The organism is Streptomyces sp. NPDC051320, assembly GCF_040682175.1.
Classification (GTDB): Bacteria; Actinomycetota; Actinomycetes; order Streptomycetales; family Streptomycetaceae; genus Streptomyces.
The window spans coordinates 103,593-124,742 of record NZ_JBFBAL010000010.1 but is presented as its reverse complement, the minus strand read 5'-3'; the positions used below and the strand labels follow the sequence as shown (position 1 = coordinate 124,742).

Genomic DNA, 21,150 nt, shown 5'->3' with positions numbered 1-21,150 from the left:
CCCGCCTGTGCGACCCAGCTGTGCAACCCGTCTGTGTAACACTGCGTAACAGCGATGCAATGAAGCAGCGAGTCCGCGACGCCCCCCGTGCCCACACCGGTGGCGGCGTCGCGACCGCCTGCGCCCCGCACCCCCCGACAGCAGCATGATCGACAGCAGCCCCTGAGCGGAACTGCGCGTTCTCACCATGTGAGCAGATAGTTGGTGACTGCTTATCTCCCAACTGTCCGCTGTGCGCCACACGTCTCTCCCCCCGGGCATAACAAGACAGTCACATCCTGACCTTCACCGGTCCACACCTCCCCCACCTGCGCTTAGAGTCACGGCCAGTCACCGCGCCGCCGGGCGCGTCTGCAGCACGGCCCTGTACCACCCAGTACGGCCCGGCGAGAGCTAGTCACCTCAGCAGAGGCGACGCGCCAGGGAGAGGATTCATCGTGCGACACCGTTCCTTGCTCATACTCACCACCGTGCTGACTACGGGGGCACTGACACTCACCGCTTGCGGATCCCGCGACAACAAGGACAGCAAGGGCAGCGACTCCAAGACCCAGGTCGTCATCGGCGTCGACGCACCCCTGACCGGCCAGAACTCCGCCACCGGCCTCGGCCTCCAGTACGGCGCCAAAGTCGCTGTCGACGACGCCAACAAGAACAACACCGTGCCCGGCGTGAAGTTCGTCATCAAGGCACTCGACGACAAGGCGCTGCCGCCGACCGGCCAGCAGAACGCGACCTCCTTCGTCGCGAACAAGGACGTCCTCGGCGTCGTCGGCCCGCTCAACTCCGGCGTCGCCCAGACCATGCAGCAGGTCTTCGCCGCAGCCAACCTCGTCGAGATCTCACCGGCCAACACCGCCCCCGAACTCACCCAGGGCAAGGACTGGCAGACCGCCAAGAAGCGCCCCTACAAGACGTACTTCCGCACCGCCACCACCGACGCCCTGCAGGGCGGCTTCGCGGCCCAGTACGCCGGCCAGACGCTCAAGAAGAAGAAGGTCTTCGTCGTCGACGACAAGCAGACCTACGGCGCCGGCCTCGCCAAACTCTTCAAGTCCAACTTCCTCAAGGCAGGCGGCAAACTCGCCGGCCAGGACCACGTCAACGTCGGCGACAAGGACTTCTCCACCCTCGTCACCAAGATCAAGAACTCCGGCGCCGATCTCCTCTACTACGGCGGCCAGTACGACGAGTCGCAGATCATCACCAAGCAGCTCAAGGACGCCGGCGCCAACATCCCGCTCATGGGCGGCGACGGCATGTTCACCCCGACCTACATCAAAACCGCAGGCAAGGCAGCCGAAGGCGACCTCGCCACCTCCGTCGGCGTCCCCGTCGACAGCCTGCCCGCCGCCAAGGACTTCATCACCAAGTACAAGTCGGCCAAGTACCCCGGCGACTACGGCACCTACGGCGGCTACTCCTACGACGCCGCCACCGCCATCATCAAGGCCGTCGGCACCGTCGTGAAGGACGGAAAGGTCCCCACCGACGCCCGCGCCCAGATCGTCGCGGCCGTCCAGAAGACCGACTTCGACGGCATCGCCGGACACCTCTCCTTCGACCAGTACGGCGACACCACCAACAAGCAGCTCACCGTCTACCAGGTCACGAACGGCGCCTGGAAGGCCGTCCAGAGCGGCACCTACAACCCCGCCGGCTGACCAGGACCCACCGCAGTGCCCAGGGCCGCGCGGCCACGACCACGAGTCACCGCGCGGCCCACCGTCTCCCCTCGTTCGCACCACACCCATATGGAGGCCACGCGGTGCACTCCCTGCCGCAGCAGCTGGCCAACGGGCTGTTCCTCGGCTCGATGTACGGGCTGATCGCCATCGGCTACACGATGGTGTACGGCATCGTCCAGCTCATCAACTTCGCCCACGGCGAGATCTTCATGACCGGCGGCTTCGGCGCCCTCTCCGTCTACCTGTACGTGCTCCCCAACGGCACCTCGATGTGGATAGCCCTGCCCGCCATGCTCATAGGCGGCGGCATCGTCGCCGTCCTCGTCGCCGTAGGAGCCGAACGCTTCGCCTACCGACCCCTGCGCGGCGCCCCACGACTCGCGCCACTCATCACCGCCATCGGCCTCTCCCTCGCCCTCCAGCAGGCCGTCTTCAACTGGTACCCCGGCGCCGAGAACGCCCGCGTCTTCCCCCAGCTGCCCGGCGGGCCCTACCACCTCGGCTCCGTCAACATCCAGAGCGGCGACGTATTTCTGATCATCGCCGCCCCCCTCTGCATGGCCGCCCTCGCCATCTTCACCAAAACCTCCCGCACCGGCCGCGCCATGCAAGCCACCGCCCAGGACCCCGACACCGCACAACTCATGGGCATCGACACCAACCGCATCATCGTCATCGCGTTCGCCATCGGCGGGCTCTTCGCAGCCGTCGCCGGAATCGCCTACGGATTCAAAATCGGCAACGTCAGCTACGACATGGGCTTCCAAGCCGGCCTGAAAGCCTTCACCGCAGCCGTCCTCGGCGGCATCGGCAACATCTACGGCGCCATGCTCGGCGGCCTCGTCCTCGGCGTCGCCGAAGTCATGGCCACCGCCTACATCGACCAAGTACCCGGCATGCAACAGCTCGGCGGCCAAGCATGGTCCGCAGTGTGGGCCTTCGTCCTGCTCATCCTGGTACTGCTGCTACGACCACAAGGCCTCCTGGGCGAACGCGTCGCGGACAGGGCGTGACCGGCATGACCACCAACGAACTCACCCAGACCCCCGAAACCCCCGAGGCCCCCACGCCCACCGGGAACACCCCACTGATCCCGCTCCCCCTCACCGCCGCCCGCGCCGTCACCCTCATCGGCGCCCTCACCACCATCGTCAGCGCCTTCCTCTCCTGGACCTGGAAAGCCGACTTCGCCGACGACCTCACCTACTCCGGCGACCCCTCCGGCCTCCAGATCCTCGCCATCATCGGCGCCCTCATCACCCTCCTCTTCACCCTCAGCCACGGGAAGATCCGCGGGCTGCGCTGGCTCAACCCCGCCGCAGCCACCGCCCCCGTCTTCCTCGCCGCACTCGCCGCCTTTGCCGTCGTCTGGTACACGATCCTCGCCATCGCCTTCGAACTCGGCGGACTCGTCAACCTCGACCCCGGCGGCTGGATCGCCGCCGTCGGCTCCGCACTCTCCGTGGCCGGCGCACTCGCACTCCCCCGCCCCGGCCCCACCTTCAAGCACTACTTCGCCAAGACCGATTCGCTCCCCGCAGCCCGCCGCCTCCCCGCCTGGGCCCAGCGCGTCATCGTCACCGGCTGCACCGCACTCGCACTGCTCGTCTTCACCTACGGCATCGGCGTCCCCGACGAACAACCCGAAGTCTTCCTCTCCTTCGTCCTGCTCGTCATCTTCGGAGCCTGGGCACTCTTCGGCGCCGGCCTCATGGAACGGTTCTCCGCACTCAACGCCCGGCACAAAGGATTCGCCACCTCCATGGCCTTCCTCGCCGCAGCGATCTTCCCGTTCACCCAGAGCGAGGACCACAACGCCAACATCGGCGTCAACATCCTCATCTTCGCCACCGTCGCCCTCGGCCTGAACATCGTCGTCGGCCTCACCGGACTCCTCGACCTCGGATACGTCGCCTTCCTCGGCGTCGGCGCCTACGCCGCCGCCCTCGTATCCGGCTCCGAGTTCTCCACCTTCTCCGGCGTCCAATTCCCCTTCTGGGCAGCCGCCCTCACCGGAATGGCCGCCTCCCTCATCTTCGGCGTCCTCATCGGCGCACCCACCCTGCGCCTGCGCGGCGACTACCTCGCCATCGTCACCCTCGGCTTCGGAGAAATCTTCCGCATCGCCGTCAACAGCCTCGACGGCTCATCCGGACCCGACATCACCAACGGCCCCAACGGCATCCCCTCCATCCCCGACCTCGAACTCTTCGGATTCAACCTCGGCGCCGCCCACGACATCGGCGGAATCACCCTCGGCAGGTTCGCCAACTACTTCCTGCTCATGCTGGTGATCACCGCACTCGTCGTCCTCGTCTTCACCCGCGCAGCGGACTCCCGCATCGGCCGCTCCTGGATCGCCATCCGCGAAGACGAAACCGCAGCCACCGCCATGGGCATCAACGGCTTCCGCGTCAAACTCATCGCCTTCGCCCTCGGCGCCACCCTCGCCGGCCTCGCCGGCACCGTCAGCGCCCACGTCACCTACAGCGTGACCCCCCAGCCCTACCAGTTCGCCGGAGCAGCACCACCCAACTCCGCCTTCCTGCTCGCCGCCGTCGTACTCGGCGGCATGGGCACCGTCGGCGGCCCCCTCCTCGGCGCGACCTTCCTCTACCTCATCCCCGAAAAACTCGGCTTCCTCAAGCAGTACGAACTCCTCGCCTTCGGCCTCGCACTCGTCCTGCTCATGCGCTTCCGCCCCGAAGGCGTCATCGCCAACCGCCGCCGCCAGCTCGAATTCCACGAGGACGGCCCCAACACCGCCCTACCGGAACAACGCGTACTCGGCGACGACACCGTCCCGGTCAGCAAAGCAGGGGCGTGAGAAACGACATGACCACCGAAACCATCGCGCAGACCCCCGAAGCCACCAGCACCCCCGTGCTCCGGGCCGAAGGCGTCATCATGCGCTTCGGCGGCCTCACCGCCGTACGCAACGTCGACCTCACCGTCAACGCCGGAGAGATCGTCGGCCTGATCGGCCCCAACGGCGCCGGCAAAACCACCTTCTTCAACTGCCTCACCGGCCTGTACGTGCCCACCGAAGGCACAGTCAGCTACCAAGGCACCGTACTGCCCCCCAAGCCCCACCTCGTCACCAAAGCGGGCATCGCCCGCACCTTCCAGAACATCCGGCTCTTCGCCAACATGACCGTCCTGGAAAACGTCCTCGTCGGACGCCACACCAGAACCAAAGAAGGCCTCTGGTCCGCCATCCTGCGCGGCCCCGGCTTCCACAAAGCTGAAGCCAAATCCCGCGAACGCGCCGCCGAACTCCTCGAGTTCATCGGCCTCGCCCACAAAGCCGACCACCTCGCACGCAACCTCCCCTACGGCGAACAACGCAAGCTCGAAATCGCCCGCGCCCTCGCCAGCGAACCCGGCCTTCTCCTCCTCGACGAGCCCACCGCCGGCATGAACCCGCAAGAAACCCGCGCCACCGAAGAACTCGTCTTCGCCATCCGCGACCAAGGCATCGCCGTCCTCGTCATCGAGCACGACATGCGCTTCATCTTCAACCTCTGCGACCGCGTCGCCGTCCTCGTCCAGGGCGAAAAACTCGTCGAAGGCACATCGGAAGTGGTCCAGGGCGACGAACGCGTCATCGCCGCCTACCTCGGCACACCCTTCGAAGGCGCCCCCGGCGACGAAGAACTCGCCGAGGTCGAAGCAGCGGAAGCCGTCGCCGAAGCGGAAGCGGTCACCGAGGCCCAAGCCCAGACCCAGGCCGAAGCCGAGACCGACAGCAGCACCGGCACCACCAGCACCACCGGCACTAAAGGAGACAGCAAGTGACCGCTCTCCTCGAGGTCAACGACCTCAGGGTCGCCTACGGCAAGATCGAAGCCGTCAAAGGCATCTCCTTCAGCGTCGAAGCCGGCCAGGTCGTCACCCTCATCGGCACCAACGGCGCCGGGAAAACCACCACGCTGCGCACCCTCTCCGGACTGATCAAACCGATCGGCGGCACCGTCACCTTCGACGGAAAACCACTGAACGGCGTCCCCGCCCACAAAATCGTCGCCCTCGGAATGGCCCACTCCCCCGAAGGCCGACACATCTTCCCGCGTCTCTCCATCTTCGAGAACCTCCAGCTCGGAGCGTTCCTGCGGGACGACAAAGAAGGCATCGAGAAGGACATCCAGCGCGCCTACGACCTCTTCCCCATCCTCGGCGAACGCCGAAAGCAGGCAGCGGGCACCCTCTCCGGCGGCGAACAGCAGATGCTCGCCATGGGACGCGCCCTGATGTCCCAGCCCAAACTGCTGATGCTCGACGAACCCTCCATGGGCCTCTCCCCGATCATGATGCAGAAGATCATGGAGACCATCGTCGAACTCAAGTCCCAGGGCATGACCATCCTGCTCGTCGAACAGAACGCCCAGGCCGCGCTCTCGCTCGCCGACCACGGCCACGTCATGGAGATCGGCAAAATCTCCCTCTCCGGCACCGGTCAGGACCTGCTGCACGACGAGTCGGTCCGCAAGGCGTATCTCGGCGAGGACTGACCCGGTACGCAGGCGAAAGGGCTCGCACCGCCGTTCTCACGGCGGCGCGAGCCCTTTCCGCTTGATGTCCTACTCGCCCTTCGCGGCGGCCTTCTTCTCCTCGCCGTCCTCGATGACCGCCTCGGCGACCTGCTGCATCGACATGCGCCGGTCCATCGACGTCTTCTGGATCCACCGGAACGCGGCCGGCTCCGACAGCCCGTACTGCGTCTGCAGCACCGACTTCGCCCGGTCCACCAGCTTCCGGGTCTCCAGCCGCTGCGAGAGGTCCGCGACCTCCTGCTCCAGGGCCTTCAGCTCGGTGAAGCGGGACACGGCCATCTCGATGGCCGGGACCACGTCACTCTTGGAGAACGGCTTCACCAGGTACGCCATCGCTCCGGCGTCCCTGGCCCGTTCGACCAGGTCACGCTGCGAGAACGCGGTCAGCATCAGGACTGGCGCGATGGATTCCTCGGTGATCTTCTCGGCGGCCGAGATGCCGTCGAGCACGGGCATCTTCACGTCGAGGATCACCAGATCCGGCTTGTGCTCCCGGGCCAGCTCCACGGCCCGCTGCCCGTCTCCGGCTTCGCCGACGACCGCATAGCCCTCTTCTTCGAGCATCTCTTTGAGGTCGAGGCGGATCAGGGCCTCGTCCTCGGCGATGACGACGCGGGTCGTCAGCGGCGGGACGTGCGACTTGTCGTCGTCGGCGACGGGCTGGGGCGACTCGGGGGCGGTCACGGGGGGCTCCTCGTTGCGGGGCAGGTGCAGCTCCCAAGAGCCTACCCAGCTACGGTATGGTGAGTGCGCAGCGGGTCGAAGGAAACCTTCGATTCAGTGGGCCCCGGTAGTCCAACTGGTTAGAGACAATGGATTCAAAACCCATCCAGTGTCGGTTCGAATCCGACTCGGGGCACTTTTCCTTAGATTGTAAGGGCACTGAGGAATTAAACAAGTTCACACAACTGTGTGACCACACCACGGATTTCCGTCGATGACGCCTCGGTCTCGTCAAGATCAGGCGCATGTACGACGTGGACACACGCAAGCGGGCGCTCGCACTCATCGCGCAAGGGCGCAGCCTGAATTCCGTCAGTCAGCAGACCGGCATTTCTCGTGCCGCGATCCGCGACTGGCAGATCCGAATAGATCCGCTGCCTTCCCGTCTCGTCAAAGCACTGCCCTGCCCGAGATGCCGTCCCGAGGCCGGCGTGCCCGCTGATACGGCCGCTTACGCATACCTGCTGGGCCTCTACCTTGGCGACGGCTGCATCAGCGCCCACCCCAAAGGGGGCTTCTATCTTCGCATCGTGTGTGCGGATGCTTGGCCCGGACTCGTCGACGAGTGCCGCGAAGCCATCAAGGCCGTACGCCCGGAAGATTCCGTCTGCGTAGTCCAACGGAAGGGCTGCGTAGCAGTTGCCAGTTACAGCCGCCATTGGCCCTGCCTATTCCCGCAGCACGGCCCCGGAAAGAAGCACGACCGGGCGATCATCCTCGAACCCTGGCAGCAGACAATCGTGGACGAGCACCCCTGGGAGTTCATCCGGGGCCTGATCCACTCGGACGGGTGCCGAAACATGAACTGGACGACGCGCGTCGTGGGCGGAGAGCGGAAGCGCTACGAGTATCCGCGGTACTGGTTCACCAACGTCTCGGACGACATCCGCCGGCTCTACACCAACACGCTCGACAAGCTCGGGATCGAGTGGAAGAACTGCACCCGCCATGGCAGGCCGTACAACGTCTCGGTGGCCAGACGCACGTCCGTGGCCCTCATGGACGCCCATGTGGGCCCCAAGTTCTGAGGGGCCCGGCGCCGCCGCTACTTCGGCGAGTCGTCCTCGCCCACATGGTGCACCCGGACCAGATTCGTCGTGCCGGCCACGCCCGGCGGGGAGCCCGCGGTGATGACCACGATGTCGCCCTGCTGACAGCGGCCGGCCGCCAGCAGCAGCTCGTCGACCTGGGCGACCATCTCGTCGGTGGAGTCGACCTGCGGGCCGAGGTAGGTCTCGACGCCCCAGGTGACGTTGAGCTGGGCGCGGGTGGCCGGGTCGGGGGTGAAGGCGAGGAGCGGGATGGGTGAGCGGTAGCGGGAGAGGCGCTTGGCGGTGTCGCCGGACTGTGTGAAGGCGACCAGCAGCTTCGCTCCCAGGAAGTCGCCCATTTCGGCGGCGGCGCGGGCGACCGCGCCGCCCTGGGTGCGGGGCTTGTTGCGGTCGGTGAGCGGCGGGAGGCCCTTGGCGAGGATGTCCTCCTCGGCTGCTTCGACGATGCGGCCCATGGTGCGGACGGTTTCGACGGGGTACTTGCCGATGCTGGTCTCGCCGGAGAGCATCACCGCGTCGGTGCCGTCGATGACGGCGTTGGCCACGTCGGAGGCTTCGGCGCGGGTGGGCCGGGAGTTGTCGATCATCGATTCGAGCATCTGGGTGGCGACGATGACCGGTTTGGCGTTGCGCTTGGCGAGTTTGATGGCGCGCTTCTGGACGATCGGGACCTGTTCGAGCGGCATTTCGACGCCGAGGTCGCCGCGGGCGACCATGATGCCGTCGAAGGCGGCGACGATGTCGTCGATGTTGTCGACGGCCTGGGGTTTTTCGACCTTGGCGATGACGGGGAGGGTGCGGCCCTCCTCCTTCATGATGTGGTGGACGTCGTCGATGTCGCGTCCGCTGCGTACGAAGGAGAGGGCGATGATGTCGGCGCCGGTGCGCAGGGCCCAGCGGAGGTCTTCGGCGTCCTTGTCGGACATGGCGGGGACGGATACGGCGACGCCGGGGAGGTTGAGTCCCTTGTGGTCGGAGACCATGCCGCCTTCGACGACGATGGTGTGGACGCGGGGGCCTTCGATGCCGGTGACTTCGAGGGCGACTTTGCCGTCGTCGACGAGGATGCGTTCGCCGGTGGCGACGTCTGCGGCGAGTCCGTCATAGGTGGTGCCGCAGGTGCTGCGGTCGCCTTGGGCGCCGGGGGCGACGGTGATGGTGAATTCGTCGCCGCGTTCAAGGAGTACCGGTCCTTCGGCGAAGTGCCCGAGGCGGATCTTCGGGCCTTGAAGGTCGGCGAGGATGCCGACGCTGCGTCCGGTCTCCTCGGATGCCTGGCGCACGCGTCGGTAGCGCGCCTCGTGTTCGGCGTAGGTGCCGTGGCTGAGGTTGAGGCGGGCGATGTCCATTCCGGCTTCGACCAGTGCTTTGATCTGGTCGTACGAGTCGGTGGCGGGCCCCAGGGTGCAGACGATCTTCGCTCGGCGCATGTATTCGAGCCTAGACCTTACTGCCGGGTAGATAATTGGTTGCACATGACGAGCCAACATCCTTTGGGTGAAGGGCTATTGACAAGTGTTGAATTGTGCAGGGGCCCGCTCCGATGAGCAGTTTGCAGAGTCGGTCTTCAAAGTTTTGGCGGTGTCATGGTGAAGCGGGCGTTTACCTGGGCGTAAACGGTCTGGCGCTGCGGTTCGAGGTCGAGCGCGGCGGGTGCTTCGGCTTCGCCGCCTCCGTAGGCGGCTCTCGCGCGGATGCCACCGGGTGCGGCGGGCATTCCGGGCGCGTGTGCGGTGTTCTCTGCGCCGAGGTCGGCGAGTTCTACGAGCGCGGCGAGCCGGGTGCCGAGTGCGTCGGCGTATTCGCGGGCGCGTTGGACGGCTTCTCTGACGGCTTGGCGGCGGACTTCGCCGTGTGCGGGTGAGTCGGGGCGCAGTGACCACCAGGGTCCTGCGATGCGGGTCATGTCGAGGTCGGCGATGCGGGTGATGAGTTCGCCGAGTGCGGTGAAGTCGTTGAGTACGAGGGTGATGTGGACGCGGCCGTGGTAGGCGCGGATGCGTTCGCCGCGGCCGTGCTGGGCCGGTTCGGGGGTGACGGAGAAGGTGCCGGTTTCGATTTTCTCGACGGACGGGCCGTAGGACTTGGCGAGGTCGAGCAGCCAGGCGTTGCGGCGGGTGAGGTCGTCGAGTGCGGCGCGGCGGTCTTTGCCGCGGGCGCTGACGGTGACGCTGATGCGGGCGGTTTCCGGGTCGACTTCCAGGCGTGCTTCGCCTCGGACGGCGACGCGGGGGACGTCGGGGGTTCCGTAGGGCGCGGCTTGGGTGTGCGGGGGTGCTTCGTCGGTCATGGGTTTCACTCTGTCACCCCGGTACGACGGTTGCCGGTCATCAGATCGAAATGCGTGGGGGCTGTTGCGCGGTGGGGTTCCTGGGTCAGAATCTACGCGCGTTGTGCATCGTGACGAGGGAGATCAAATGCCGCTCAACCGTAGGACGTTCCTGGGTACTTCGGCCGCCGCGGGCGCCGGTGTGGCGATGGTGGGAGGTGTGGCTGTGCCCGCCGAGGCTCGTGGTCAGGAGTCCGGGCGGGGTCACGGTGGTGGGCATGGGCCGAAGCGGTACTCGTTCACCGTGATGGGCACCACGGATCTGCATGGTCATGTCTTCAACTGGGATTACTTCACGGACAAGGAGTACGACGACGCCGCGCACAATGACGTCGGTCTGGCGAAGATCTCGACGCTGGTGGAGGGGATCCGTGCGGAGAAGGGCCGTCACAACACCCTGATGATCGATGCGGGTGACACGATCCAGGGCACCCAGTTGGCGTACTACTACGCGCGGATCGATCCGATCACGGCGAAGCGTGGTCCGGTGCATCCGATGGCGCAGGCCATGAACGTGATCGGTTATGACGCGGCTGCGCTCGGTAATCATGAGTTCAATTACGGGATTCCGCTGCTGCGGAAGTTCGAGGAGCAGTGTGATTTTCCGCTGCTGGGTGCGAATGCGTTGGACGCGAAGACGTTGCGGCCGGCGTTCACTCCGTATGTGATGAAGACGCTGCGTACTCCGCACGGTCGTGATGTGCGGGTGGCGATTCTGGGTCTGACGAATCCGGGTATCGCGATCTGGGACAAGGCGAATGTGCAGGGGAAGATGACGTTCCCGGGTCTGGAGGAGCAGGCGGCGAAGTATGTGCCGCGGTTGCGTTCGATGGGTGCGGATGTGGTGATCGTGTCGGCGCATTCGGGGGCGAGTGGCACGTCGTCCTACGGGGATCAGATTCCGTATGTGGAGAACGCGGCGGGTCTGGTGGCGGAGAAGGTGCCGGGGATCGATGCGATTCTGGTGGGTCACGCGCATGTGGAGATCCCTGAGCGTCTGGTGGAGAACAAGGAGACCGGCAAGCCGGTGGTGTTGTCGGAGCCGCTGTTGTGGGGGGAGCGGTTGACGGTCTTCGATTTTGATCTGGTGTGGGAGAGGGGCCGCTGGGCGGTCGAGAAGGCCGGTGCGCGGGTGCTCAATTCGAATACGGCGGTGGAGGATCCGAGGATCACCGGGCTGCTGGCGGATGAGCACAAGAAGGTGGTGGCGTATGTGAATCAGGTGATCGGGACGTCTGTGGCGGAGATGACCACGGCGGATGCGCCGTGGAAGGACGAGCCGATCATCGATCTGATCAACAAGGTGCAGGCGGACACGGTGCAGGCGGCGCTGGCGGGTGGCGAGTATGCGGCGCTGCCGGTGCTGTCGCAGGCTTCGTGTTTCTCACGTTCGGCGCGGATCCCGGCGGGTGATGTGACGATCAAGGATGCGGCGGGACTGTATCCGTTCGAGAACACGTTGGAGGCGCGACTGGTGACGGGTGCGCAGATCAGGGATTATCTGGAGTTCTCGGCGCGGTATTACGTGCAGACACCGGCCGGTGGTCCGGTGGACACGTCGAATCTGACGAATGCGGACGATACCCCGGATTACAATTATGACGCGGTGTCGGGTCTGACGTATGAGATCGATATCGCGAAGGCGCCTGGTTCCCGGATTGCGAATCTGCGCTTCGGCGACAAGGCGATTGATCCGGCTGCGCAGTTCGTGTTGGCGGTGAACAATTACCGGGCGAGTGGTGGGGGTAATTTCCCGCATGTGCCGGCGGCGCAGCAGTTGTGGGCGAATTCGGATGAGATCCGGAACACGATCATTGCGTGGTTGCAGGCGAAGGGCACGGTGGATGCGGCGGAGTTCGCGTCGGTGGACTGGAAGCTGACGCGGGACGGTACACCGGTGTTCTGACGGGTGGTTTTGCGTGGTGGGGTCCGGTTCGGCTGTGGTGGCTGGGCCGGACCCCTTTTTTGGTTCAGCTGCGTTCGGCGAGGGGCACCAGGTCGGGGTGGTGGTGTGGGGGGAGGGCGTGTTCGCGGTCGAGGCCGAAGCTGGTGAATGCGGTGCGGCGCGGCAGTGGGTAGGGGTTGGTGCCGGTGATGGAGTTGAGGATGGTGGCGCTGCGCCAGGCGGCGAGGCCGAGGTCGGGGGCGCCGACGCCGTGGGTGTGGCGTTCGGCGTTCTGGACGTGGACGGCTCCGGTGACGCGGGGGTCGAGGATGAGGCGGTATTGGTCGTCGATGCGGGGGCGTTGGGATGCGTCTCGGCGCAGGTAGGGGTCGAGGCCGCTGAGGAGTGCGTCGATGGGGCGTTCGTGGTAGCCGGTGGCGAGGACGACGGCGTCGGTGGTGAGGCGGCTGCGGGTGCCTTGTCGGCTGTGTTCGAGGTGGAGTTCGATTTTGGTGGTGGCGACGCGTCCTGCGGTGCGGACGGTGACTCCGGGGGTGAGGACGGCGTCGGGCCAGCCGCCGTGTTGGGTGCGTCGGTAGAGCTCGTCGTGGATGGCGGCGATGGTGTCGGTGTCGATGCCTTTGTGGAGTTGCCATTGTTGGGCGCTGAGGGTGTCACGGGTGGTTTCGGGCAGTTGGTGGAAGTAGCGGGTGTAGTCGGGGGTGAAGTGTTCGAGGCCGAGTTTTGAGTACTCCATGGGGGCGAAGGCTTCGGTGCGGGCGAGCCAGTGGATTTTTTCGTGGCCGGTGGGGCGGGCGCGGAGCAGGTCGAGGAAGATTTCGGCGCCGGATTGTCCTGATCCGATGACGGTGATGTGTTCGGCGGCGAGGAGTCGTTCGCGGTTGTCGAGGTAGTGGGCGGAGTGGACGACGGGGACGGTGGGTGCTTCGGCGAGTGGTTTGAGGGGGTCGGGGATGTGGGGTTCGGTGCCGACGCCGAGTACCACGTTGCGGGTGTGGGTGCGGCCGAGTGCTTGGGCTTCACCGTCGGGGTCGAGTTGGGTGTAGTCGATTTCGAAGAGTGCGTGGTCGGTGTTCCATCGGATGGCGTCGATCTGGTGGCCGAAGTGGAGTCCGGGGAGGTTTTCGCTGACCCATCGGCAGTAGGCGTCGTATTCGGTGCGCCGGATGTGGAAGTGCTCGGCGAAGTAGAAGGGGTAGAGCCGTTCGTGTTCTTTGAGGTAGTTGAGGAATGACCAGGGACTGGCGGGTTGGGCGAGGGTGACCAGGTCGGCGAGGAAGGGGACTTGGAGTGTGGCGTCTTCGATGAGCAGCCCGGGGTGCCAGTGGAAGGCGGGGCGTTGTTCGTAGAAGGTGGTGGAGAGGTGGGTGAGGGGGTGGGCGAGGGCTGCGAGGGAGAGGTTGAACGGGCCGATGCCGATGCCGAGGAGGTCGTGTGGTTGTTCGTCGAGGGGCCGGGCGGCGTCGCGGAGTCGGCCGTGGGCGGGCCGGCTGTCGGTGGGCCTGCTGCCTTTGGGCGGGTTGTCGGTGGGCTGCTGGTCGGTCATCGGTGTGTGCTGCCTTCCAGGAGTTTGAGGAGTGCCTCCAGGTCACCGGTGGTGGCGTGGGGGTTGAGCAGGGTGGCTTTGAGCCAGAGGCGGTGGTCCGCGTGGGCCCGGCCGAGTACGGCGTGGCCTTTGGTGAGGAGGGTGCGGCGGATGTGGGCGACGGTCGGGTCGTCGGCTCGGGTGGGGCGGAAGAGGACGGTGGAGATGGTGGGTCGTTGGTGTAGTTCGAGGTCGGGGTGGGCTTCGATGAGGTCGGCGAGTTCCTGGGCGATGGCGCAGGTCCGGTCGATGAGGGCGGCGAGGCCGGTGCGTCCGAGGGCGCGGAGGGTGACGGCGATTTTGAGTACGTCGGGGCGCCGGGTGGTGCGCAGTGAGCGGCCGAGGAGGTCGGGGATGCCTGCTTCGGTGTCGTCGTCGGCGTTGAGGTAGTCGGCCTGGTGGGTGAGGGGGTGCAGGTCTGCTGTTCGGGGGACGGCGAGGAGTCCGGCTGCGACGGGTTGCCAGCCGAGTTTGTGCAGGTCGAGGGTTACTGAGTGGGCGCGTGGCAGGCCGGCGAGTTTGGTTCTGTGGGTGTCGCTGAAGAGGAGTGGGCCGCCGTAGGAGGCGTCGATGTGGAGTTCGGCGTGGTGGTGGTCGCAGACGTCGGCGATGTCGGGGAGCGGGTCGATGAGTCCGGCGTCGGTGGTGCCTGCGGTGGCGGCGACGAGGAGGGTGGCGGGGCGCGGTCCTCGGTGGGTGTCGCGGGTGCGGGCGGTGTGCAGCGTTTCGTGGAGTGCGGCGGGGTCGAGGGTGCCGTGGGGGGTGGGGACGGTGAGGGGTTCGGGGAGGCCGAGCAGCCAGGCGGCGCGGTGCAGTGAGTGGTGGGCGTTGGCGCCGTGGACGAGTTGGACGGTGCCGTGTCGTTCGCGGGCGAGGAGCAGGGCGAGTTGGTTGGATTCGGTGCCGCCGGTGGTGATGAGTGCGTCGCCGGTGGGGTAGATCTCGGCGGCGAGTGCCCGGGTGACGAGGGTTTCGAGTTCGGAGGCTGCGGGGGCCTGGTCCCAGGAGTCCATCGACGGGTTGAGCGCGGATGCGGCGAGGTCTGCTGCGGCGGCGACGGCGAGCGGCGGGCAGTGCAGGTGGGCGGCGCATCGGGGGTCGGCGGGGTCGGCGGCGCCCTGGGCGAGGGTGTGGACGAGGGTGCGGAGGGCTTCTTCGGCGCCGGTGCCGGTTTCGGGCAGTACGGGTTGGGTGGTGGCGCGTACGTGTGCGGCGACGGCGTGTGGTCCGCCGGCGGGGAGGGGCCCGTTGCGGTGGGCTGCTCCGTCGCTCAGGGCGTCGAGGACGGTGGCGATGAGGGGCCGCAGGGCGGTCGGGCCTGCGGCCCCTCCGGCGAGGTCCTGTCCTGGGGGCGGCGTACTCATGCGGGTGTCCTTCGGTGCGCGTGGGGCTGTGGTGCCAGCCTGTAGGGGGAACAGGCGGCACGCCCGAAGAGCACAACGATCTCAACCCGAAAGTGGTACTGCCTTGGCGGGGTAGGGGGTTTGGTGTGCCGGTGGTGCTATGCGCTCACCGGGTCGTCAGGACGGGATGTGGGTCGTCAGGACGGAATGTGGTTGCCGCGGACTTCGAGTGCGCGTCGCAGGTCGTCGAGCTGGTCGGCGAGTCGGCGGCGCAGTGCGGGGAGCAGGTCCTTGTCGGTCAGGCAGCGTTCGCCGCGGGCGAGTGCTTCGGGGGTGATGTCGTGGGCGGGGAAGGCGTAGCGGGCGGCGGCGTCGGCGATGGCGGGGCCGCGCCGGTCTGCGAGGGCGGCGGCATCGTCGTAGTACCGCTGGGTGTACTGCTGGACGAGTTCGGCTTGTTCGGCCTGCCAGAAGCCTTGGGCGGTGGCGGTGAAGAGGTAGTTGGACAGGTCGTCGCTGGTGAACATGGAGTGCCAGGCGGCGGCTTTGGCTTCTGCGGTGGGCAGTGCGGCGCGGCAGCGGGCGGCGCCTTCCTGTCCGGTGGCGCTGGGGTCGCGCTGGAGTTCGGCGGTGATGGTGGGGTCGTCGGTGGCGCCGAGGGCGGCGAGGCGGTGGAGGATGCGCCAGCGCAGTTCGGGGTCGAGTTCGGGTCCGCCGGGGATGCTGCCGTCGGAGAGCCAGGCCTGGATGCCGTCGGGTTGGGTGGCGGCGTCGATGAAGTGGCGTACGGCGATGAGTCGCAGTCCGGGGGCTTTGCCGTTCCGCTGCGCTTCGCCTCGGCTGTTGTAGGTGACCTCGGATGCCGAGCCTTCGGTGCGGCGGACGATGGCGCGGCAGATGGTGGTGAGGGTGGCGAGCGCGGCGGGGCGGTCGTCGGTGGGGAGGTAGCGGTCGGCGATGTGGGTGGCGGCGAAGCCGAGTACGCCTTCGGTGATGGCCAGGTCGTCTTCTTGCGGGAGGTGGGCTGCGGCGGCTTCCAGGTAGGCGGTGGCGGGGAGTTCGCCGTCGCGGACCATGTCGCGGGCGGCGTTCCAGATGACGGCGCGGGTGAGCGGGTCGGGGATGCCGGAGAGTGCTCGCAGCGTGGTGTCCCAGGATTTCTTGTCGAGGCGGACCTTGGCGTAGGTCAGGTCCTGGTCGTTGAGGAGGAGCAGGTCGGGGCGGCGGCCGGGGCGTGCCGGGGCGGTTTCCTGGGCGGGGATGTCGAGTTCGAAGCGTTCGCGGAGGTTGAGGTGTGCGGGGTCGACGGGGTCGTGGTCGTAGGCGCCGACGGCGATGCGGTGGGGGCGGCTTCCTGCGCGGTCGGCGGTGAGGGTCCACGTGGTGGGTGTCGCGGTGAGGTGCGGGGTGAGGGTGTCGACGCCGGTGGTGCGGAGCCATTTTTCGGCCCAGGCATGGACGTCTCGGTCGGTGGCGGATGCGAGGTTGTCGATGAAGTCGGCGAGGGTGGCGTTGCCGAAGCGGTGGCGGGCGAAGTGGGTGTTGATGCCGGCCAGGAAGTCTTTTTCGCCGAGCCAGGTGACGAGTTGGCGTAGCGCTGACGCGCCCTTGGCGTAGGAGATGCCGTCGAAGTTGAGCATCGCGGATGCGGTGTCGGGGACGGCGGTGGGGTCGGGGGCTACGGGGTGGGTGGAGGGCCGTTGGTCGGCGTCGTATCCCCAGGATTTGCGGGCGATGCCGAAGTCGACCCAGGTGTCGGTGAATCGGGTGGCTTCGGTGAGGGTCTGGTAGCCCATGTATTCGGCGAAGGATTCGTTGAGCCAGATGTCGTCCCACCATTGGAGGGTGACGAGGTCGCCGAACCACATGTGGGCCATTTCGTGGGCGATGACCATGCCGCGGGTCTGGCGTTCGGTGTCGGTGACGGCCGAGCGGTAGATGAATTCGTCGCGGAAGGTGACGAGTCCGGGGTTCTCCATGGCGCCCGCGTTGAATTCGGGGACGAAGGCCTGGTCGTAGGAGTCGAAGGGGTAGGGCTCGTCGAATTTTTCGTGGTAGCGGTCGTAGCAGGCGCGGGTGATCTCGAAGATCTCGTCGGCGTCGGCGTCGAGGTAGGGGGCGAGGGAGCGGCGGCAGTGGATGCCGAAGGGCAGTCCGGCGTGTTGGGTGGTCACGGAGTGCCAGGGGCCGGCGGCGACGGCGACGAGGTAGGTGGAGATGAGGGGGGTGGGTGCGGCGTGCCAGTGGCCTTCGCCGGTGTGTTCGGTGATGCCGTTGGCGAGGACGGTCCAGCCGGGCGGGGCGGTGACGTCGAGCTCGAAGACGGCTTTGAGGTCGGGCTGGTCGAACGCGGCGAAGACGCGTTGGACGTCTTCCATGAAGAGCTGGGTGTAGAGGTAGGTTTCACCGTCGGTGGGGTCGGTGAAGTGGTGCATGCCTTCGCCGGTGCGTGAGTAGCGCATGGCGGTGTCGATGCGGAGTTCGTGGGGGCCTTCGGTGAGGCCGGTGAGCGGGTAGCGGTTTTCGGTGAGCGCTTCGGGGTCGAGGGCGTGTCCGTCGAGTGTGAGGGAGCGCAGCTCTGCGGGCTTGAGTTCGACGAAGGTGTCCCCGGCCGCGCGTGCGGTGAAGTGGATGGCGGTGCGGGAGTCGAAGGTGTCGTCGCCCTGCGTCAGATCGAGGTTGATCGTGTATCGCTGGACGTCGAGTAGTTGGGCTCGGAGCTGCGCTTCGTCGCGCGTCAGTACGGACATGCACCCCATCGTGCCGTACGGTGCCGACGGCGCGCATGGGGTCGCCGGTTCCGGTGGCCGGTGGGGTGGGTGTGCTCCGCCCGGGTCCCGCCCGGGCCGCCCGGAGCCCTCCAGGGGTGCGGTCGGGGGCTTCGCGGGGTGTGTCTCGGTCAGTGGTTCTCGGCGATCCGTTCGTGGTGCCTGATCACTTCGGCGACGATGAAGTTGAGTAGTTTCTCGGCGAACGCAGGGTCGAGTTTGGCGCTTTCGGCGAGGCGGCGCAGGCGGGCGATCTGGCGGGCTTCGCGGGCGGGGTCGGCCGGCGGGAGGTGGTGGCGGGCCTTGAGGTGGCCGACCTGCTGGGTGCATTTGAAGCGTTCGGCGAGCATGTGGACGACGGCGGCGTCGATGTTGTCGATGGACTCGCGGAGGCGGTCCAGTTCGGCCTGTACGGACGGGGCTGTCTCGGTCATGGTCGTCGAGCTTACGTCGTGATCGTCGGTGGGTTGTCGGGGTCCGGTATCTGGTCACTCCAGCCGCCGTGGACGGTGTGGCTCTGCTGTTTACGGAAGACGACGGGGGGTGTGCCGACGCGCCGGGTGAAGAGCCGGGAGAAGTAGGCGGGGTCGTGGTAGCCGACGCGCCGGGCGACCGCGGCGACCGGCAGGTCGGTGGCGGCGAGGAGTTCCTTGGCGCGGCCGAGGCGGATGCCGAGCAGGTAGTCCTTGGGGCTGCAGCCTGCTCCGTTTCGTACCGCGTTGCGCAGTTCGTTGGGGGTCATGCCGTGGCGGGCGGCGTGTTCGGCGATGGTGAGCGGTCGGCAGGCGTCGCGGCTGAGGGCTTTGAGTACGGGGTCGCCGTCGGCGTTGGTGTCGGCGCGGGCGCGGCGCAGGGCGACGAGGAGTTCGTGGACGGCGGCGCCGGTTTCCACTTCGAGGAGGGGGTTGCCGCGTCGGGCGGCGCGGGCGATGCGGCCGACGGTGGTGCGGGCGGCTGCCACGTCGGAGAGGGGGACGACGGGTCTGGTGGGCTCGATGTAGCCGAGTTGGGTGTAGGTCTCGGTGGCGGGTCCGGTGAAGTCGACGAAGGATTCGTCCCAGCCGGTGGCCGGGTCTGCTCCGTAGTGGTGGGTGATGCCGGGGGTGATCCAGATGAGTGCGGGTGCGGTGACGGTGCGGGTGTGTCCGTCGGCGCCGGCGTACCAGCCGCTGCCTGCTCCGATGATGACGGCGACGTGGTGGTCGAGGGTGCGGGGGCCGACGGCGGGGAGGGTGCCGTGTTGGAGTCCGACGCCGAGGCAGACGAGGCCGAGTGCGTGGTGCGCGGGGCTGGGGGTGAAATAGCGCATCCAGGTGTGGTACATGCGCTTTCTTCCTCCTTGTCCTTCCTCGTTCCGTGCCGGTGTGTCCAATGCGCGTTGATCTTTGTCCATGGACCGGGCCCGCCGCCAGGGCTGAGGGTGGGCGGGTGGCTGATTTCACGGTGGGTGAAGAGGATTTCCGGATCGACGGCCGGCCGGTGCGGCTGTTGTCGGGTGCCCTGCACTATTTCCGGGTGCACGAGGGGCAGTGGGAGCATCGTCTGGCGATGCTGCGGGCGCTGGGGCTGAACACGGTGGAGACGTACGTGCCGTGGAATCTGCACGAGCCGCGGGAGGGCGACTTCCGTGATGTGCAGGCGCTCGGCCGGTTCCTGGACGCGGCGCAGCGGGCGGGGTTGTGGGCCGTGGTGCGGCCCGGGCCGTATATCTGTGCGGAGTGGGAGAACGGTGGGTTGCCGCACTGGCTGACGGGTGTGCCGGGTCTGCGGGTGCGGACCCGGGACGCGGAGTATCTGCGCCGGGTGGACCGCTGGTTCTCTCATCTGCTGCATGAGGTGGTGCCCCGGCAGATCGACCGGGGCGGCCCGGTGATCATGGTGCAGGTCGAGAACGAGTACGGCAGTTACGGCTCTGACCAGGTGTATCTGCGTCATCTCGCCGATCTGTTGCGGACCTGCGGGGTGAGCGTGCCGCTGTTCACGTCGGACGGTCCGGAGGACCACATGCTGACGGGGGGTTCGCTGCCCGGCGTGCTGGCGACGGCGAATTTCGGGGCGGACGCGCGGGCGGGTTTCGATGTGCTGCGCCGGCACCGGCCGTCGGGGCCTTTGATGTGTATGGAGTTCTGGTGCGGTTGGTTCGATCACTGGGGTGCGGAAGGTGTGGTGCGGGATCCGGCGGACGCGGCCGGGGCGCTGCGGGAGGTCCTGGAGTGCGGTGCTTCGGTGAATCTGTACATGGCGCACGGCGGGACGAGCTTCGGTGGTTGGGCGGGGGCCAATCGTTCGGGTGAGCTGCATGACGGTGCGCTGATGCCGACGGTGACGTCGTACGACTACGGTGCGCCGGTCGATGAGTACGGGCGGCCGACGGAGAAGTTCTGGCTGTTCCGCGAGGTCCTGGCCGGTTACGGCGATGGTCCGCTGCCGCGGTTGCCGCCGGCTCCGCCGGCCCTTGCCCGGCCGGTGGGCGTTGCGGTCACCGGGTGGGTGTCGCTCGACGAGGTGATGGATGGTCTGGGCGGCCCGGAGCAGGTCACGGGTGCGCCGCCGACCTTCGAGGAGCTGGACGTGGACCGCGGCCTGGTCCGCTACCGGGTGGAGGTACCCGGCCCGCGGCAGCGGTATCCGCTGGCGTTGCCGGGTCTGCGTGATGTGGCGGTGATGTACGTCGACGGGGTGCGGGCCGAGCCGGGCGCCGAGGTGGCGGGGCCTGCGTCGGTGGAGGTGTGGGTGGAGTCGCTGGGCCGGGTCAATTACGGGCCTCGGCTGGGTGAGGGCAAGGGGCTCACCGGGGGTGTGCTGCACGAGCGGCAGTTTCTGCACGGGTTCCGCTCGCGTGGTCTTCGGCTGGACACGCTGGACGGGGCGGGTGCGGTCGCGCGGCTGCCGTTCCGGCCGGTGGAGCGGGGTACGGCCGGGGGCAGGGGCCTGTTCCGTGCGGGGTTCGAGGTGCGCGGTGCGGGGGACGCGGTCCTGGAACTGCCGGGCTGGGGGCGGGGTTTCGTCTGGGTCAACGGTTTCTGTCTGGGCCGCTACTGGTCGGCCGGGCCGCAGGACGCGCTGTATGTGCCGGGCCCGGTGCTGCGGGAGGACGAGAACGAGGTGTGGGTGCTGGAGTTTGAGGCGGCGGGCGAGCCGCGGTTGCGTCTCGGCCCGCCGCCCCCTGCCGCGCGGTGACCGCGGTGGGCACGCCCCCTGAG

General features: G+C 67.3%; 16 protein-coding genes and 1 tRNA gene. 9 read left to right on the top strand and 8 right to left on the bottom strand.

Translation table 11 applies throughout. From position 1 onward, the window contains the following. The first annotated feature begins 437 nt into the window (after positions 1-437). The 5 genes from AB0M87_RS22565 to AB0M87_RS22545 all read left to right on the top strand — a co-directional run bounded on the left by AB0M87_RS22565 (position 438) and on the right by AB0M87_RS22545 (position 6,199). Positions 438-1,664 carry a branched-chain amino acid ABC transporter substrate-binding protein gene (locus AB0M87_RS22565; protein ID WP_365855629.1) on the top strand — a complete coding sequence of 409 codons (1,227 nt, stop codon included), beginning with the start codon at positions 438-440 and terminating at the stop codon, positions 1,662-1,664. A gap of 104 nt (positions 1,665-1,768) precedes the next feature. Further along, positions 1,769-2,701, top strand: a complete 933-nt coding sequence (locus AB0M87_RS22560) for a branched-chain amino acid ABC transporter permease (RefSeq protein ID WP_365855627.1) — start codon at positions 1,769-1,771, stop codon at positions 2,699-2,701. 5 nt (positions 2,702-2,706) lie between these two features. Further along, a complete protein-coding gene (locus AB0M87_RS22555) occupies positions 2,707-4,515 on the top strand; it encodes a branched-chain amino acid ABC transporter permease (protein WP_365855625.1) in 1,809 nt (602 codons plus the stop codon). Between the two features lie 8 nt (positions 4,516-4,523). Next, positions 4,524-5,486 (top strand): ABC transporter ATP-binding protein, encoded by a 963-nt coding sequence (locus tag AB0M87_RS22550; protein ID WP_365855623.1) that lies wholly within the window; start codon positions 4,524-4,526, stop codon positions 5,484-5,486. Continuing rightward, positions 5,483-6,199, top strand: coding sequence for an ABC transporter ATP-binding protein (locus tag AB0M87_RS22545; RefSeq protein ID WP_365855621.1), 717 nt, complete (start codon positions 5,483-5,485; stop codon positions 6,197-6,199). The genes AB0M87_RS22550 and AB0M87_RS22545 overlap by 4 nt, the downstream gene beginning before the upstream one ends. 69 nt (positions 6,200-6,268) lie before the next feature. Here the strand turns inward: AB0M87_RS22545 and AB0M87_RS22540 are convergent, their stop codons facing one another. After that, entirely contained in the window at positions 6,269-6,925 is a 657-nt protein-coding gene (locus tag AB0M87_RS22540; protein ID WP_365855619.1) for a response regulator, read from the bottom strand. A 100-nt stretch (positions 6,926-7,025) separates the two neighbouring features. Here AB0M87_RS22540 and AB0M87_RS22535 point away from each other — a divergent pair. Together AB0M87_RS22535 and AB0M87_RS22530 are read left to right on the top strand one after the other, a co-directional pair. Next, a tRNA-Leu gene (locus AB0M87_RS22535) sits at positions 7,026-7,100 on the top strand. Between the two features lie 109 nt (positions 7,101-7,209). After that, a complete protein-coding gene (locus AB0M87_RS22530; protein WP_365855617.1) occupies positions 7,210-7,992 on the top strand; it encodes a transcriptional regulator in 783 nt (260 codons plus the stop codon). Positions 7,993-8,009: 17 nt separating this feature from the next. Here AB0M87_RS22530 and pyk read toward each other — a convergent pair whose 3' ends face one another. Both pyk and AB0M87_RS22520 read right to left on the bottom strand, forming a co-directional pair. Continuing rightward, entirely contained in the window at positions 8,010-9,446 is a 1,437-nt protein-coding gene (gene pyk, locus AB0M87_RS22525) for a pyruvate kinase (RefSeq protein WP_365855615.1), read from the bottom strand. Positions 9,447-9,583: 137 nt separating this feature from the next. Continuing rightward, on the bottom strand, positions 9,584-10,306 hold the full coding sequence (locus AB0M87_RS22520) for an SIMPL domain-containing protein (protein WP_365855613.1): 723 nt from the start codon (positions 10,304-10,306) through the stop codon (positions 9,584-9,586). Positions 10,307-10,433: 127 nt separating this feature from the next. Here AB0M87_RS22520 and AB0M87_RS22515 point away from each other — a divergent pair, with 127 nt between their 5' ends. Beyond that, positions 10,434-12,251, top strand: coding sequence for a 5'-nucleotidase C-terminal domain-containing protein (locus tag AB0M87_RS22515; RefSeq protein ID WP_365855611.1), 1,818 nt, complete (start codon positions 10,434-10,436; stop codon positions 12,249-12,251). Between the two features lie 64 nt (positions 12,252-12,315). Here AB0M87_RS22515 and AB0M87_RS22510 read toward each other — a convergent pair whose 3' ends face one another. From AB0M87_RS22510 to AB0M87_RS22490, 5 genes are all read right to left on the bottom strand, one after another. After that, complete coding sequence (locus tag AB0M87_RS22510; protein ID WP_365855609.1) at positions 12,316-13,797, bottom strand: SidA/IucD/PvdA family monooxygenase; 1,482 nt, start codon at positions 13,795-13,797, stop codon at positions 12,316-12,318. After that, positions 13,794-15,200, bottom strand: coding sequence for a pyridoxal-dependent decarboxylase (locus AB0M87_RS22505; RefSeq protein WP_365855607.1), 1,407 nt, complete (start codon positions 15,198-15,200; stop codon positions 13,794-13,796). Before AB0M87_RS22505 ends, AB0M87_RS22510 begins: the two co-directional genes overlap by 4 nt. A 176-nt stretch (positions 15,201-15,376) precedes the next feature. Next, positions 15,377-17,929, bottom strand: a complete 2,553-nt coding sequence (gene pepN, locus AB0M87_RS22500; protein WP_365855605.1) for an aminopeptidase N — start codon at positions 17,927-17,929, stop codon at positions 15,377-15,379. Positions 17,930-18,078: 149 nt separating this feature from the next. Then, positions 18,079-18,381, bottom strand: coding sequence for a chorismate mutase (locus AB0M87_RS22495; protein WP_365855603.1), 303 nt, complete (start codon positions 18,379-18,381; stop codon positions 18,079-18,081). An 11-nt stretch (positions 18,382-18,392) separates the two neighbouring features. Continuing rightward, entirely contained in the window at positions 18,393-19,271 is an 879-nt protein-coding gene (locus tag AB0M87_RS22490) for an AraC family transcriptional regulator (protein WP_365855601.1), read from the bottom strand. Between the two features lie 104 nt (positions 19,272-19,375). On the opposite strand from AB0M87_RS22490, the gene AB0M87_RS22485 reads away from it, so the two are divergent. Next, complete coding sequence (locus AB0M87_RS22485) at positions 19,376-21,127, top strand: beta-galactosidase family protein (RefSeq protein WP_365855599.1); 1,752 nt, start codon at positions 19,376-19,378, stop codon at positions 21,125-21,127. The last annotated feature ends 23 nt before the right edge of the window (positions 21,128-21,150 follow it).